The organism is Capnocytophaga sp. (assembly GCF_030532915.1).
Lineage (GTDB): Bacteria > Bacteroidota > Bacteroidia > Flavobacteriales > Flavobacteriaceae > Capnocytophaga.
Map to the genome: position 1 here is coordinate 64728 of NZ_JAUNKD010000006.1, position 15079 is coordinate 79806.

10 protein-coding genes and 1 pseudogene are annotated in these 15079 nt (G+C 42.8%); 3 read left to right on the plus strand and 8 right to left on the minus strand.

Features of this window, described 5'->3' with window-relative positions; all coding sequences use genetic code 11:
- Nucleotides 1-70: 70 nt before the first annotated feature.
- From brnQ to Q4D72_RS03090, 8 genes and pseudogenes are all read right to left on the minus strand, one after another.
- The gene (brnQ, locus tag Q4D72_RS03055) at nucleotides 71-1387 is read right to left on the minus strand and encodes a branched-chain amino acid transport system II carrier protein (RefSeq protein ID WP_303075946.1); all 1317 of its coding nucleotides are present in this window, start codon (nucleotides 1385-1387) and stop codon (nucleotides 71-73) included.
- Nucleotides 1388-1486: 99 nt separating this feature from the next.
- Nucleotides 1487-2434 (minus strand): annotated as a pseudogene (gene porV, locus Q4D72_RS03060) (type IX secretion system outer membrane channel protein PorV); the annotation flags it as partial.
- Nucleotides 2435-2530: 96 nt separating this feature from the next.
- Nucleotides 2531-2956, minus strand: coding sequence for a hypothetical protein (locus Q4D72_RS03065; RefSeq protein ID WP_303075947.1), 426 nt, complete (start codon nucleotides 2954-2956; stop codon nucleotides 2531-2533).
- Between the two features lie 148 nt (nucleotides 2957-3104).
- On the minus strand, nucleotides 3105-3413 hold the full coding sequence (locus tag Q4D72_RS03070) for a hypothetical protein (RefSeq protein ID WP_303075948.1): 309 nt from the start codon (nucleotides 3411-3413) through the stop codon (nucleotides 3105-3107).
- A gap of 206 nt (nucleotides 3414-3619) precedes the next feature.
- On the minus strand, nucleotides 3620-5248 hold the full coding sequence (locus Q4D72_RS03075; RefSeq protein ID WP_303075949.1) for an acyl-CoA carboxylase subunit beta: 1629 nt from the start codon (nucleotides 5246-5248) through the stop codon (nucleotides 3620-3622).
- Between the two features lie 130 nt (nucleotides 5249-5378).
- Nucleotides 5379-7361 carry a RagB/SusD family nutrient uptake outer membrane protein gene (locus Q4D72_RS03080; protein ID WP_303075950.1) on the minus strand — a complete coding sequence of 661 codons (1983 nt, stop codon included), beginning with the start codon at nucleotides 7359-7361 and terminating at the stop codon, nucleotides 5379-5381.
- Nucleotides 7362-7372: 11 nt separating this feature from the next.
- A complete protein-coding gene (locus Q4D72_RS03085; protein WP_303075951.1) occupies nucleotides 7373-10267 on the minus strand; it encodes a TonB-dependent receptor in 2895 nt (964 codons plus the stop codon).
- A gap of 52 nt (nucleotides 10268-10319) precedes the next feature.
- Nucleotides 10320-10586, minus strand: a complete 267-nt coding sequence (locus Q4D72_RS03090; protein WP_303075952.1) for a carboxypeptidase-like regulatory domain-containing protein — start codon at nucleotides 10584-10586, stop codon at nucleotides 10320-10322.
- Between the two features lie 263 nt (nucleotides 10587-10849).
- On the opposite strand from Q4D72_RS03090, the gene Q4D72_RS03095 reads away from it, so the two are divergent.
- The 3 genes from Q4D72_RS03095 to Q4D72_RS03105 all read left to right on the plus strand — a co-directional run bounded on the left by Q4D72_RS03095 (nucleotide 10850) and on the right by Q4D72_RS03105 (nucleotide 15076).
- Nucleotides 10850-12589: a right-handed parallel beta-helix repeat-containing protein gene (locus tag Q4D72_RS03095; protein WP_303075953.1), complete on the plus strand. Its 1740-nt coding sequence runs from the start codon at nucleotides 10850-10852 to the stop codon at nucleotides 12587-12589.
- A gap of 195 nt (nucleotides 12590-12784) precedes the next feature.
- Nucleotides 12785-13774 carry an SDR family oxidoreductase gene (locus Q4D72_RS03100; RefSeq protein WP_303075954.1) on the plus strand — a complete coding sequence of 330 codons (990 nt, stop codon included), beginning with the start codon at nucleotides 12785-12787 and terminating at the stop codon, nucleotides 13772-13774.
- 18 nt (nucleotides 13775-13792) lie between these two features.
- Nucleotides 13793-15076, plus strand: coding sequence for a nucleotide sugar dehydrogenase (locus Q4D72_RS03105; RefSeq protein ID WP_303075955.1), 1284 nt, complete (start codon nucleotides 13793-13795; stop codon nucleotides 15074-15076).
- Nucleotides 15077-15079 lie beyond the last annotated feature (3 nt).

Genomic DNA, 15079 nt, shown 5'->3' on the forward strand with positions numbered 1-15079 from the left:
CAGTCACAATGCACGCAAATACTAAAAAACAGCTATTTCACAGCCTGTTATAACAAAAAAGCGCACTTGACTATTGTTTTTTCTTTTCAAACAAAGCAAAAACCACAAATGTGATGAGTGAAGGTAAAAGCCACTCCAACTGATAACCGCCCAACGGAAGCGATTTTTTAAGCTCGAAAAGGGAATTCAAACCGCTGACATTTAAATTTTCCAGAACCGAAATAATTGACAATAAAGTAGTTGCCAAAATAGCCCCCACAAATGGCAATCGGGTTTTTATCCACTTCCCAAAAAGCAAAATGGTCAGAATCAGCGTAAAAACAATCGGATAAATAAACAGAAGAATATTCACCGCATAGGTGATTATTTTATCCACCCCGTGAACGGACAAAAAAGCCGAAATCAGTGAACACACACTTACCCCCAACCAATACGGAATCTTTCCTTTTGACATTTTCTCGAAAATCGAGCCTGTTGCCGACGTCAGCGCAATAGCCGTGGTTAAACACGCAAAAGCAATCGCCACCGCCATTATAAACGTACCGAATTTCCCCAAAATGGAAGTTGAAATATGCAGCAACAAATCGGTTCGGGAAATCTCGGAAGCACTTTTGCCGCTCGCCGTTACGTAATCAGAAGTAGCGCCCAAGTAAATCAGTCCGCCGTAGATAAGCAATAACGCTATGGTTGAAAGCAAACCGGCTGAAATAGTTACATTTACACGCTCTTTAACCGACACGTAACCACTGCTAACAACCGCCGAGATGATAATTCCGGCAAAAATCACCGATGCCAATACATCAAGCGTTTGGTAGCCTTCCACAAAACCAAAAGTAAAAGCCTCAGCAGCCGACAGTTCAGACGCATCAACGGGTTTTATCGGATAAAAAATTCCCAGAGAAATCAACGCAAAAAGCGACACCAACAGCACCGGCGTTAAAAACTTGCCAATAATCTCAACCGTCTTATTTTTTGAAAACGACAGTAAAAAAACCGCAACAAAGAAAAAAACCGCAAAAACACCGCCGTCAAGTTTCGGAAAAAAAGGCACAACGCCCACCTCAAAAGTAGTGGCTCCCGTACGCGGAATTGCCACCAAAGGCCCGATACACAAAATGATAAGCACCGCCAAAATGTCAATCACCACAGGGTGTACCCGCTGGCGTAAGTCGGTAAAGGTTACCCCCGATTTGGTTACCACCAAAACACCCAAAAAGGGAGCGATAATCGCCGTGATAAAAAAACCCAACAACGAAACAAACCACTGATTGGCAGCAGTTACTCCGATAAAAGGCGGCAAAATAAGATTGCCTGCCCCAAAGAACATTGCAAACAAAGCAAAACCAACGGTAGTGATGGTAACGATTTTATTTTTATGTGATTTCATCTGTTTAATTTTTTGAGTTGGCATCACGACAAACAAGTGCGTACACTTCCCTTGCGAAAAGACAAAAGTAATACAAAAAAATCAATTTTGAAAACAGAATCAAAATCCAATTGAGATACGTAGGGCTTTTTCCAGCGGATGAGCTTCTTTTGCGAACGAAAACAGATAGGCAAGACTAATATCACATCGCAAAGCTAAAAATTCGGTTCCTATCGCGAGAAAATTTCGAGAACCTTTACGTGGATTTTCTCGAAAATAGCCCAAGTTTAAGGTCAAAACATCGTTAAATGTATATGTAATTCCGGCTGACCAACTGACTTCTTCCATTTCTTCCAAAAATCCATCAGGAGCATCGTAAAATGATTGAAAAATTCCTTTCAAAAAGGATACGTTTGGGTCGTATCCCGATATGATAAAAGTCGGTTCATTAGCATCTTGCTTACCATTGTTATTATTGTCAGTAAATCCGTATTTGGGCGGTGTCGGAACGAGTAACTTTTTAGCTTCCACCGAAAGGGTAAGTGTGTTTTGGGAGTCAAAAACAAAATCATAACTTCCACCAAGTTTCAATGTTGTAGGTAAGAAAAACTCTCTATTGAAATCGGCATATTTAACTTTCGCCCCGATGTTAGCAATTTGAAAACCAAAACGATATTTTCCATAAAAATGCATATATGGAATCAGGTCAGAGGTGTAAAATCCGGCAATGTCCGAAGCAAATGAAAACGCCGTATTACGTTGATTTTGTGTATAAACACTCAATTCCGACCGTAAATAACGAGCTGTTACTGCCATCGAAAAGCGTTCGGAAAGACGCAAGGCATAACCGAAATCAGCAAAAAATTCGTGTGGGCGTTCCGTTCCTTGTGGGGTGTATATTTCATCATCAAACCGACTTAAATTAATATTTCCTGCATTGAAATATGTAAAACTCGCACTCCAAGCGCTGTTTCGTTGTTTTAATTTTTTAAAGAACGAAACATTCGCCAAAAACATATCTCCCACCAAATTACTCAAATAAGGCGAATATGACAATCCGAGTCCTTTTTCAGCGTTGAAAGCTCACAGGGTTCTCTTCTGTAGAAATTTGTGAATATCCCACAATACAAGAAAATACGAGTACGGGTAGTATTGCATATCGTTTCATAAAGCTTTGATTTTTTTATAATAAGTAGTTATTGTATCATTTACAAATAGTAGTGTATCCCTTTTATTGGTGTATTTGCCTTCAAATACAAAAGGTTCATTCGGACAAAAAGGTTCGTGTATTTTGGTTATACCCAAACTTTCAACCTTTACCTCATTTAGAGCTATATTGGTAGAATATTTACCTTCTATATAATTAGCACACGTAACACCGTTGAAAGTGTTGTCTTTTTTAAAAGTAACAATATAACAAGAAGAACATTTTTTAACAAAGGTATCAATCTCTCTCACCCTCCCATCACTATACTTAACCTTAACGAGCTTCCAAGTTCCATACAACATCGAATTTTCTGCTTTTTTTTCCATTTTACCACACCCCATTACCACCAGTAACAGCAATGCTAAAAACATGTTTGATTTCATTTTTTTCACGAATTAAAATTAGATAATAAAGACACGAAACAACACGAACAAAAAGAAAAATTTTTTGCTAAATTTTTAAGTTAATTTTCTTCTTAAAAAACGAAAAGGTTTTTCACCTGTACTTATTTGTGCTTGTGAAGTAGACACCTTACAACTTTTCAACATTAATAATGATGATAATTTCATACTTCTTATCCGATGAACAAACAAAAAAATCATTCTTTTTGGTATACGTCAGCTTAACCCGAAGACCTTTCTCCTTAAAATTCTCTTGTATATTCTCCATAGCAAAGAATTCATTCCTTGTCGTTTTAACAAGCCATCCGCAACCTCCTGAATCAGGTGTGCCTTCATAAATAATTTCTCCGTTGACAGTCAACACATCAGCAACCTGACTACTTCCACTACACCCCATTACCGCTAGTAACAGCAGTGTAAAAAACATTTTTATTTCCATTTTTTTACGAATTAGGATTATGTGACACAAAAATACAAAATTTAAAACATACAATATATTTTTTTATGTTAAATTTTGAATTTGAAATTTAACATAAAAAAAAACAGATTGTGCCATTAACAACACAATCTGTCTCTTCTGCTATAATATCCTTATTGTGGCAGATTCACCTACTCAATATCTCACAGCTTAATTCACAACACTTATCAAACCTGCAACACCCCTAAATTAAAAGGCTTTTCGATGGGTGCGTGGTCGGCGGCTTCGATGCCGATGGATATCCATTTACGGGTTTCGAGCGGGTCGATGATGGCATCTGTCCACAAGCGGGCGGCGGCGTAATAGGGCGAAATCTGCTCGTCGTACTTGGATTTGATGCGGTTGAAAAGCTCGGTCTCCTGCTCGGCCGAAATCGTTTCGCCTTTCTTCTTTAAGGAAGCCGTTTCGATTTGCAACAACACCTTGGCGGCTTGCGCTCCGCCCATAACGGCGATGTTTCCGCTGTGCCACGAAACAATCAACCGCGGGTCGTACGCCTTTCCGCACATTGCGTAATTGCCCGCTCCGTACGAGTTGCCGACCACCACGGTAAATTTCGGAACGACGGAATTCGCCACCGCATTGACCATCTTCGCGCCGTCTTTGATGATGCCCCCGTGCTCGGATTTTGAACCTACCATAAAGCCCGTAACATCTTGCAGGAACACCAGCGGAATCTTCTTCTGGTTGCAATTGGCGATAAATCGGGTGGCTTTGTCGGCACTGTCGGAATAAATCACACCGCCGAATTGCATTTCTCCCTTCTTGGTTTTCACCACCTTACGCTGATTGGCAACGATACCCACCGCCCAACCGTCGATGCGGGCATAACCGGTAATGAGCGTTTGCCCGTAGCCGGCTTTGTACTCGTCAAACTCCGAATTGTCCACCAGCCGAAGGATGATTTCCATCATATCAAAGGGTTCGGCTCGTGATTGGGGCAGAATTCCGTAGATTTCCTGCGGATTTTTTAGCGGATTTTTCGGTTCGGTGCGGTTAAATCCCGCCTTTTCATACGCCCCGATTTTTGCCATCGTGCGTTTGACGCGGTCAAGGGCATCCTTATCGTCTTTGGCTTTGTAATCGGTAACCCCGCTGATTTCGCAATGCGTGGTTGCCCCGCCAAGTGTTTCGTTATCAACATCTTCCCCGATGGCGGCTTTCACTAAATAGCTCCCTGCCAAGAAGATACTTCCGGTTTTATCGACTATCATCGCCTCGTCGCTCATAATGGGTAAATACGCCCCTCCGGCAACGCAACTTCCCATCACCACGGCGATTTGCGTAATGCTTAAACTGCTCATCATCGCATTGTTGCGAAATATCTTTCCGAAGTGTTCCTTATCGGGAAAAATCTCGTCTTGCATCGGCAGGTACACGCCGGCGCTGTCCACCAAGTAGATGATGGGCAGGCGGTTTTCAAGAGCGATTTCTTGGGCGCGGATGTTTTTCTTCCCCGTGATGGGAAACCAAGCGCCGGCCTTTACCGTAGCGTCGTTTGCCACCACAACGCATTGTTTTCCCGACACATAGCCCAACACAACGACCACGCCCCCTGACGGACAGCCGCCGTGTTCGGCGTACATTCCTTCACCGGCAAACGCTCCGATTTCCACAAAATCTTTGTCCGCATCCAGCAGATATGCAATGCGTTCGCGTGCCGAGAGTTTCCCCTGACTGCGTAGTTTTTCAAGGGCTTTGTCTCCGCCGCCCATTTTCACGCGGGCAAGGCGTTTGCGCAATTCGCTTAGTTGTAATTTGTTAAAATCTTCGTTTGCGTTGAATTGGATGTTCATCGTTTTGTATTTGAAAAATCGGTGCGAAAATACGAATAAAGATTGAATATGCCCAAAAAGAAAAGAAGCAATGCGCAAAATGGCACGCATTGCCTCTTAAAAACAAATACTAACCTAAATTTTTATCGGTTTATTCGGGCGTTCCGTTTGATGATATAGGCCAGCCCGGGTTTTGGTAAATTTCAGACGATGCGGCACTTCCGTTTGATGAGGTCAGCAGGAAATTCTCGTAGGCAATCGGTACTAAATAGTGTGCTGGTGTCCACGAAAAGCCGTTGTAATACACGTTACTTTCCTTTACCACCTGATACGGACGCACATAATTACTCAGCGCCGCAGCCGACATATTAGGTTGCGGGTCGGGCAATGTTTTGAGCTTGCTGCTTCCGTCGGCGTTTTTATAAAAAGGTTCGTTGTGCATTTGTGCCCAGAGGTTCATTCCTTCAATTTGGTAATCTTGCACTTGGTCTAAGGCACGCCAACGCCTTAAATCATCGTAGCGCATTCCTTCGGCGATAAACTCACAACGACGTTCGCGACGGATGTTGTAGAGCGTCGGGCTGATGAGGACTCCGGCTGAGAATTTCGCCCAGTCGTTTTCTTTGCTTAAATCGGTTGCGGCAATGGTTACGTTGGGGTCTTGCGGAAGTCCGACCCTTGTGCGCAGTGCCCCCCAGTAGGCAAGTGCCGTTGCATCAAGCGAGCCGTTCTTTTCGTACGACGCTTCGATGTAATTCAGATAGGCTTCCGACAAGCGGAAAACGATGCTGCCCGTTTCGGTTAAATTGGTGGTTTCAAGATAGTTTGAATTGGTGTTCAAGCCCTTCGAGATGTTGTAGCCCGTAACGGATTTCTGTTCTGAAACAATCAAAAAATCGGGATAATCCGCAACGACTTCGGTTGGCGACAGCGCAATGTAATCACCCGGCGCACGCATAAAGAGTTGCAAACGCTCATCACGATTTTGTTTGGCTTTTGCCAGCGTTTCATCGCCCTGATAACCTGCATCGGCATAAATCGGTAAGCCGTTTATAGTCAGAAACGAATCGACAAACCCACGCGTATAGCCCGAACCAGCCCCCAATTTGATGTAATTCATCACCCGATGTCCGCCGTTTTGTGCCGCATTGTAGCCACGCCAGAAAAGCACATCGGAATACGATGCCATATTCACATCACCAAACATTTTAAAGTACGGATTATTGAAGACTTCTTTTCCGGACACCACGTGATTGCTAGGCGTTAGGCTCGTTCCCTCGGCAACTGCCTTAGCGGAAGCCATTGCTTCGGTCAGGAAATAGTTTATTTCGGCATCAATATCAATGGTAAAGCCCGAAAGATACGAAGCCGATGCGCCGGGCCAGTTAGCGCCGCCGGGAACTCTCGCCGTTCCTTTGTGGTATTTGAGCCACGTACCCTCAAAAAGAGCCACCCGCGAACGGAACAGCTGTGCCACTTCCTTGCTAATTCGGTTTTTATTTTCAACGGGGCTTGGTTTTAGCAGCTCGATAGCTTTATCCAAATCGCCGAGAATAAAACGGGCTACCTCATTACGAGGTCGGCGACGGGTGGCGGCAATAAGTGCCTGTTTGTCGTCGGACAATACTTCGGTTATGATGGGGAAATCCCCGAAGTTTTTGAGCTTTTTGAAGTATTCGTAAGCCCTCAGGAAGTAAGCCTCCCCTAAATAGTGATTAATATTAACAGGATTTCCCTTCACTTTTCCGGCTGTTATTTTGGGTTCGGCTTGTGCAAGGAAATAGTTAATGCTTCTGATTTTTACGAATGAAAACTCATCCTCCTTGTCTTCTTCGTGTCCTTGTCGGTTTTTGGTATTGGCGGCAGGTACGCGCCATTCGCCTTTCTTCCAGCGCTCGGAAGCGGTTACACCGGCTTGGTTGTCCGTTCCGTTATCATTGACAAACGTGCCTGCTCCCCAGCCTTCGTGTGTCGGGAAATGGTAGCAACCGATGGTATAGGCTGCCAAATCAGCTTCTGTTGAAAAGAATTGTTGTGGCGACACATCGGAAAGCGGTTCTCTTTCAAGAAAATCATTGCACGAAACCACCGCTGAAAGTGCCACGGCAAATGTTAATTTATATATGCGTTTCATAATTTCATTTTTTAAAAAGTTATACTAAGCCCCGTTGAAAACACTCGTGAAAGCGGATACACTTTCCCCGTGCCACCCAAGCGTGCTTCAAGTGCTTCGGGGTCAAACATTGTAGCCAATTTAGTGAACGTAAAGGCGTTTTCAACCGATACAAAAATGCGTAATTTATCCACCCCGATGGTGTTCATTATCTCTTGCGGGAAGGTGTATCCCAACTGAATGTTTTTCACCCGCAAGTAAGAGGCGTCTTGCAACCAGCGCGTTTGCGTGTGGAAGTTTTTGGAGCCTCGCGTGAATGAAGGTCTGGGGTAATACGCATCGGTATTAGCCCCCAGCGGACTGGCTGTTCCTTCGGGGCGGAAATAATCCAAGTGTTCTTCAAAGGCGTGGGCTTGCGCTCTGTAATATCCGTTAGAACCGTTAGCGCCTCTAAAATGCGGCGTGTTAATATAGTAATCGCGCTTAGCCGTACCTTGCAAGAACAGGCTGAAATCAATGTTTTTATACTTCATATCGAGCATCAATCCGTAATTGTAACGGGGCGTGCTGTTACCGATGATGCGCAGGTCGCCGTGGTCGGAAAGGGTATTTCCGCCGTTGCTGACTTCGCCGTCGCCATTGAGGTCTTCGCACATAACATCGCCTGCTTTCCAGTCAGTTCCCAATCGGTTTTGGTTGTGTTTGGCAATCCATTCGCTCATTTCTTGGTCGGTTTTGGCAATGCCACGCGTGGTGTATCCCCAAATTTCACCGATGTATTTTCCGGTGTAATACGGAGCGGAAAGGCTTCCTATTTCGTTGGGATATTTGGTAACTTTTTGGCGACTATCGGTGAGGTTAAAGGCAATTCCGTACGAAAAATCATCGCCGATGCGGTCTCGCCACGAAACTTGTGCGTCAAATCCGCCGGATTCCATATCGGTATTGTTGATTTGTGGCGGTTTTATGCCCAGTGTAGGTGGCAATTGCGGAGCCGGTCCTACCATATTATAAGTTATTCTTTTGAAGATTTCAAACGACAATGACAATCGGTTTTGAAATGCCGAAACGTCAATTCCCGCATTCCACGAAGCTACTTTTTCCCACGTCAGGAAGGTTGAAATCAAGTCGGGAGCTTCTGCCACGTTGGGCTTCTGTCCGTTCAAAAACCAACTGCCTCCTGAAGGTTTTAATTTCATTTTTGCATAGAACGGATACCAATTATCAGTGTTTTGGTTTCCTAACTCACCGTATGATGCTTTTAGCTTAAATTCAGACACTTGCTTTCCGAAACCGCCTAATTTCTCCCAAAAACCTTCTTTGGCAATGTTCCAACCGACAGAAGCTGACGTGAAAACATTCCAGCGTTGGTCTTTTAAAAAGCGGCTTGTTCCGTCATAACGGATATTGGCTTCAAACAGATATTTTCCGTTGTAATCATAATTCAACCGCCCGAAGAACCCGGCAGTTGCCCAGTGTTGGTTATTGCCCCTAACATTGTCATTTTCACCACCCGTAGCATCAATTACTAAAACATCGGGGGTATACACGCCTTCGCGGGAAGCAGAAAGGAAACGCGTTTTTTGCAATTCGGACTGGAATCCTGCCATTGCTTTCACAAAGTGATTGCCGAGTTGCTTTTGATACGACGTATAGGCATTAACGTTGTAAAAATCAGTTGTTTTGGTTGATTCGTAAATTCTGGAAGCCCCCGGATTGTTAAACACGCCTTCAATGAGTGCCGCCGGAACCGGATTGCCGTCTTTGTCATATCGATAAATGGGCAACCAAGGGATATGACTATGTTCGTTTTGCAGGCTGTAATTCAGTTCAAGATGTGTTGTCCAATCTTTCAAAGGCGTGAAAACGAAGGCAAGTTGCTGTACCATTAAATCGTTTCGGTCTTTGGCGCGCCCGTTTTCAAAATTAGCCAAATCGTTTCCGTAGATATAATGCCCGTTGGGGTCATATTTCGGAATGGTAGGCCATTTACGCCCGATGTTGTGGAAAAAGAGTCCGTCGTAACCAATTAAAAACGATGACCTTTCATAACCTGTTCGTGTAAAGCGCCCATTGTAATTAAGTTTTAAGTACGGAAGGATTTGCGCCGAAACTTTGGCGTTAAACGCATAGCGGTCAAACGTATCGGTATTATGGCGAAATAAACCTTGTTGGTCAAGCAAACCGGCTGAAACGTAGTAATTAATCTTTTCGGTTCCGCCCCGCACACTGAAATTGTGTTCGGTTGTCGGCGCCCACTCGCGGTAGGCTTCTTTAAACCAATCTACGTTTGCCCAACTTTTAGCGCCTACGTTCCAATCGGCGTTGTCTTTGTTCCAATCGGTGGCATCGGTGAGTTGCCCGGCTTTGTAAAGTTTTATCTTTTCAATGATGTCGGGCGAAAAAGTAGGCTCGCTCCCTGAGTTGATGTCTGCATCGTTCCAGTAATATGTAAAGTTTTCGGAATCAAGCATTTTCGGAATGTTTGTCGGGTTACTAAACCGGAAGTTGTTGTTGTAATTGATAATTACCCTGCCTTCTTTTCCGGACTTGGTTGTTACCAGCACCACCCCGAACGGCGCTCTTGACCCGTAGATAGAAGCAGCGGCGGCATCTTTTAAAACCGAAATACTTTCAATATCTTGCGGATTGAGCGTATTGAGGTCGCCTTCCATTCCGTCGATGAGAATCAGCGGTTTGGCGGTAGAGCCCGACCCGATGGTTCCTGCCCCGCGAATGTCAAACGAAAGGTTGTTATCTAATTCGCCACCGCCTTTGCCAAGGTTGAAGTTCATACCCGAAACGGCTCCTTGCAAGGCTTGCACGGCACTGTTAACCGGACGAGCTTCAAGCACTTTGGCGTTTACAGTCGCGACCGACCCCGTTAAGTTTTCTTTCTTCTGCGAACCAAAGCCTACAACAACCACCTCACCGAGTTGTTGCGTATCTTCTTTTAGTAAAACATTGATTATAAGGGATTTACCCCCCCCTCATCACTTTTTTCTCTTGGGTTACAAAACCAAGAGAAGTAAATACAAGAATATCACCCTCTTGGGCTTTAATCTCGTATTTTCCGTCAAAATCAGTACTCACCCCGCGAGTCGTATTCTTAATGGAAATACCCACTCCCAGCAGCGGTGCTTTGCTTTCGTCGGTAACAGTTCCCTTTACCGAAATTTGTGCTGTTAAAAAATGAAAACATCCTACCAGCAACAACATACTAAACAATGTTTTTTTTGCCTTCATAAATGCTTAATGTTAAAATTTGCTGCAACAAAGGTAAAAAATATTTTAACCACGTCAAACACAATTCCTTTTTTTAACATTTGGGATGTTTTTGAGGTGTTTTTTTTGATTTTTCAGATTTACAAAAACAGAAAAATCGGTCAATCACGAGTTGTAATAAAAAAATGTTACAGAAATCATAAAAAAGGCTATTATTTTGTATATTAAATAGTTTTATATATTTTTGCCCGAAATTCAGTATTACTAACAAATGAAGTAGAAAAATGAAAGAACTATTTGCAATTATATTTTTGACATATGGAATTGGCGCTTGCACCTTTGAAGACGTACTTGACCACACCACCGAAGATCCCAATAAAGAACAGGGAAATGAAACCCCAAAAGAAGATCCTCAAAAAGGAAAATATGACTTTATAATTACGCCTCAAAACGTCACGGGTGACTTTAAAACTTTTTTTCAAGGCATTGTGAATCGATATTCAAATGTTTTGATTGAAGATGGCACATATGAAATTGTTCTAACAAGTAGTGAGGGGGTTAAACCCAAAGATGGTTGCACTATCACTTTTGAGAAAAATGCCAAAATAAAAGTAAAACCCAATAATCTTTCGTTCTATTCGGTAATAGATTTGAGGGGGCGGAAAGATATTACTATCAAAAACCCTAACTTAGAGGGAGACAAATACAACCACCTTGGCACCTCAGGGCAGTGGGGACACGGCATAAACATTGTTGATTGTAAGAACATTACCATCCACAATGCGTATGCGACTAAATTTTGGGGAGATGGAATTTACTTAAGAGACTGCCAAAATATCCGGATTTACAACGCACATTTACCCGACAACCGAAGACAAGGAATGTCTATCACCTCAGGGCACGATATTGAAATCCACAATTTAATCGCAGAAAACACAGGTGGTCACGACCCCGGCTATGGCATAGACATAGAACCTAACTGGAATAGAGACCATATCACAAAACTGCGTATTTACAAACCCGTTTTAAGAAACAACGGCAAAGGAATTTCTTCTTACACCGGAGGGCTTTCTTTTTGGGGACATATGTCACATGTTCTTCACCCTGACGATAAAAAACTAGCTCCTGCTAATTATGACATCGAAATTTTTGACCCCATTTTTGAGGGAGACGCTCTATTCATCTCGGCACCGACTGATTACGTAAAGGGTTATATAAAAATTCACAACCCTGTATTTTACAGATCAAAAAACAGTGCTGTTTACATCAACAATCATCAGTCTGATTTTTTCAAAACAGAAATTATTAATCCAAAATTTGTTGATTGTGTTGCAACTCCGGCCAATGAACACTCTGCCTATCTAGCACCTATTGTAATGACTTGCTTCAAACACCTAAGCCATAAAAACATTGGAAACAGAAACATTACCATCACAAACCCAACGGTTGAAGCTAGCAACAACGCCAAATATAATGCTGTTGCCATACGAAACAGCACATCAAATAGTTTCAAGGAAGATTTGAAGAATGTAACCATCTCCAACGCCTCCACAAAAGGATATAAGATTCCTTTCTATAATCATACAGGTGACCCAAAAACAATGTCAAACCTGCACCATAGTTTCTCTATGACTTTTAGTGACAAAGGGGGATATCCAAGCCGACCATTGGCTTACGGAAACACGGTTTCAAAGGCTTTTGACGGAGGTGTACTCAACTACACTTCTGACAAAACAAATTCTACAATCTATATTAGCGATGATATCCTCATCTCTAATTTCGAGTTTTTTTACGCAAATAACGCAAAGGACAAGTCTGCGTTGACCCTTCTTTTCGGAACAAAAAAACAGCCCGTAAAAGCCTACATAAATAAAATTGACCCCTCACGAAGGATAAACGGCATTGAAATTCCGTTTGGAAGCTACATCAAGATGAAGAAAACCTTTCGTGACAAAGACGGGATACAACATTGGGAAGTTATCAAAGCTTCAAGCAATGTAAAAGGCATTAACACCCCTTCATAAGCACACATCAATGAGGTGAATTCACAGTTGAATTTACCTCATTTTTCTTTCTATCAAAAGTACATTTACAGAATTGCTACACAAAAGAGAAACATTACTGCTCTTTTTTCTGAACAAAATGTTAATATCCAAAAAATATTTTTCAGTTCAAAAAAACGTCGTACTTTTGCACGGAATTTTGTAAGTATTACAATTATGTCGTTTAACGAGTTAAAAAACAAAAAAGTTTTGGTTACCGGTGGAGCAGGCTTTATCGGTTCTAACCTTTCCGAGAAATTATTGGAATTGGGTGCTGTGGTAACAGTTTTGGACAATTTCGCAACAGGGCACAGACACAACATAACGCCTTTCCTTGTCAATGAGAATTTCACATTAATAGAAGGCGATATTCGTGATTTGGAAACCTGTCGTAACGCCTGTGAGAAACAGGATTTTGTATTGCATCAGGCTGCTTTGGGTTCAGTGCCGCGTTCGATTAACGACCCCATCACCAGTAACGATGTAAACGTGGGTGGATTCCTAAATATGTTGGTTGCCGCTCGCGATGCGGGTGTCAAACGCTTGGTGTATGCCGCCAGTTCATCAACGTATGGCGATTCAAAATCGCTTCCAAAAGTGGAAGACGTTATCGGCAAACCGCTTTCGCCTTACGCCATTACCAAGTACGTGAACGAACTTTACGCCGATGTTTTCAAACGAACTTATAACTTTGACACCATCGGATTGCGATATTTTAACGTTTTCGGAAGAAGACAAGATCCCAACGGAGCTTATGCCGCCGTAATACCGAAGTTTGTAATTCAACTGGTTAATCATCAATCACCTACAATCAATGGCGATGGTACGTACTCGCGTGATTTCACCTACATTGACAACGTAGTGCAAATGAATCTCTTAGCGATTACTTCAACCAATGAAGAAGCCGTAAACCAAGTGTATAACACAGCAGTGGGTGACCGAACTACCATTAAGGATATGGCTGAGTTACTACGGAAATTCCTTGCGGAATATGACCCGAAAATTGCCGAAGTGGAAATATTAAATGGCCCTAACCGACTTGGAGACGTTCCGCATTCATTGGCATCTATTGAAAAAGCACAAAAAAATCTGGGATATCAGCCTACCCATAAATTTGCAGAAGGCTTAAAAGAAGCTGTGGCTTGGTATTGGAAAAATTTGAAATAATTATAAAAAAAGCTAAAGATGAAACACAAAATTGCAGTCATCGGTTTAGGCTATGTAGGCCTTCCTTTGGCACGACTTTTCGCAACGAAATATCCGGTAGTAGGATTTGACATTAACAAGGAAAGAGTAGAAAAACTAAACGCCGGACACGACGACACGTTGGAGGTTTCTGACGAATTGCTTCAATCGGCTTTGGTGAAAGGAAATCCATTCAAAACCAACACTAACGGCTTGCTTTGTTCTGCCGATTTAAAAGACATTGAAGACGCTACTATTTACATAATTACCGTACCTACGCCGGTGGACAAAAATAATCGTCCCGTGCTGACGCCTTTGGTAAAAGCCAGCGAAACCGTAGGGAAAGTCCTTAAAAAAGGCGATATAGTAGTTTATGAATCAACCGTTTACCCAGGCGCTACGGAAGAAGACTGTATTCCTGTGGTGGAAAAAACATCAGGAATGAAGTACAACGTTGATTTCTTTGCGGGATATTCACCCGAGCGTATCAACCCCGGAGATAAAGAGCATACCGTTGAGAAAATCTTGAAAGTAACTTCGGGTTCTACGCCTGAAATCGGGAAAATCGTTGATGAAATTTATAAATCGGTAATCACTGCCGGAACGCATTTGGCACCAACCATCAAAGTTGCCGAAGCTGCCAAAGTGATTGAAAATTCACAACGCGACATCAACATTGCTTTCGTGAACGAATTGGCTAAAATATTCAACCTGATGGATATAGATACCCACGCAGTTTTGGCTGCTGCCGGAACAAAATGGAACTTCTTGCCGTTCAAACCGGGCTTGGTGGGCGGACACTGCATCGGGGTAGACCCGTTCTATTTGGCTCAAAAAGCACAAGAATACGGCTATCACCCTGAAATTATTCTGGCAGGACGTCGCCTTAACGATTCAATGGGTAAATACGTTGCCGAGCAAGTTGTAAAGGCGATGATTAAGAAAAACATCAACGTAAACGGAGCCGAAGTGCTGATGTTGGGAGTTACGTTTAAAGAAAACTGCCCTGACGTTCGCAACACAAAAATTGTGGATGTGATCGCCGCTTTGGAAGATTTCGGAACGAAAGTAACCATCTTCGACCCTTGGGCAAATCCGGAGGAAGTGAAGCACGAATACGGTGTTGAAAGTACACAGAAAAATCCTGCCTGCAAATTTGACGCGGTAGTACTTGGTGTGGCTCACAAAGAATTTAAAAACCTTGACATAAATTCTTTGAAAAAAGACAATGCCATTGTATATGACGTAAAAGGAATTTTAGATAACACAGACGGAAGGTTGTAATTC

What these genes read in the sequence shown, in the direction of transcription:
- Q4D72_RS03080 (WP_303075950.1), bottom strand. Translation starts at nt 7,361, where the DNA reads ATGAAACGCATATATAAATTAACATTTGCCGTGGCACTTTCAGCGGTG.
- Q4D72_RS03065 (WP_303075947.1), bottom strand. Translation starts at nt 2,956, where the DNA reads ATGAAATCAAACATGTTTTTAGCATTGCTGTTACTGGTGGTAATGGGG.
- Q4D72_RS03100 (WP_303075954.1), top strand. Translation starts at nt 12,785, where the DNA reads ATGTCGTTTAACGAGTTAAAAAACAAAAAAGTTTTGGTTACCGGTGGA.
- Q4D72_RS03095 (WP_303075953.1), top strand. Translation starts at nt 10,850, where the DNA reads ATGAAAGAACTATTTGCAATTATATTTTTGACATATGGAATTGGCGCT.
- Q4D72_RS03090 (WP_303075952.1), bottom strand. Translation starts at nt 10,586, where the DNA reads ATGAAGGCAAAAAAAACATTGTTTAGTATGTTGTTGCTGGTAGGATGT.
- Q4D72_RS03070 (WP_303075948.1), bottom strand. Translation starts at nt 3,413, where the DNA reads ATGGAAATAAAAATGTTTTTTACACTGCTGTTACTAGCGGTAATGGGG.
- brnQ (WP_303075946.1), bottom strand. Translation starts at nt 1,387, where the DNA reads ATGAAATCACATAAAAATAAAATCGTTACCATCACTACCGTTGGTTTT.
- Q4D72_RS03075 (WP_303075949.1), bottom strand. Translation starts at nt 5,248, where the DNA reads ATGAACATCCAATTCAACGCAAACGAAGATTTTAACAAATTACAACTA.
- Q4D72_RS03105 (WP_303075955.1), top strand. Translation starts at nt 13,793, where the DNA reads ATGAAACACAAAATTGCAGTCATCGGTTTAGGCTATGTAGGCCTTCCT.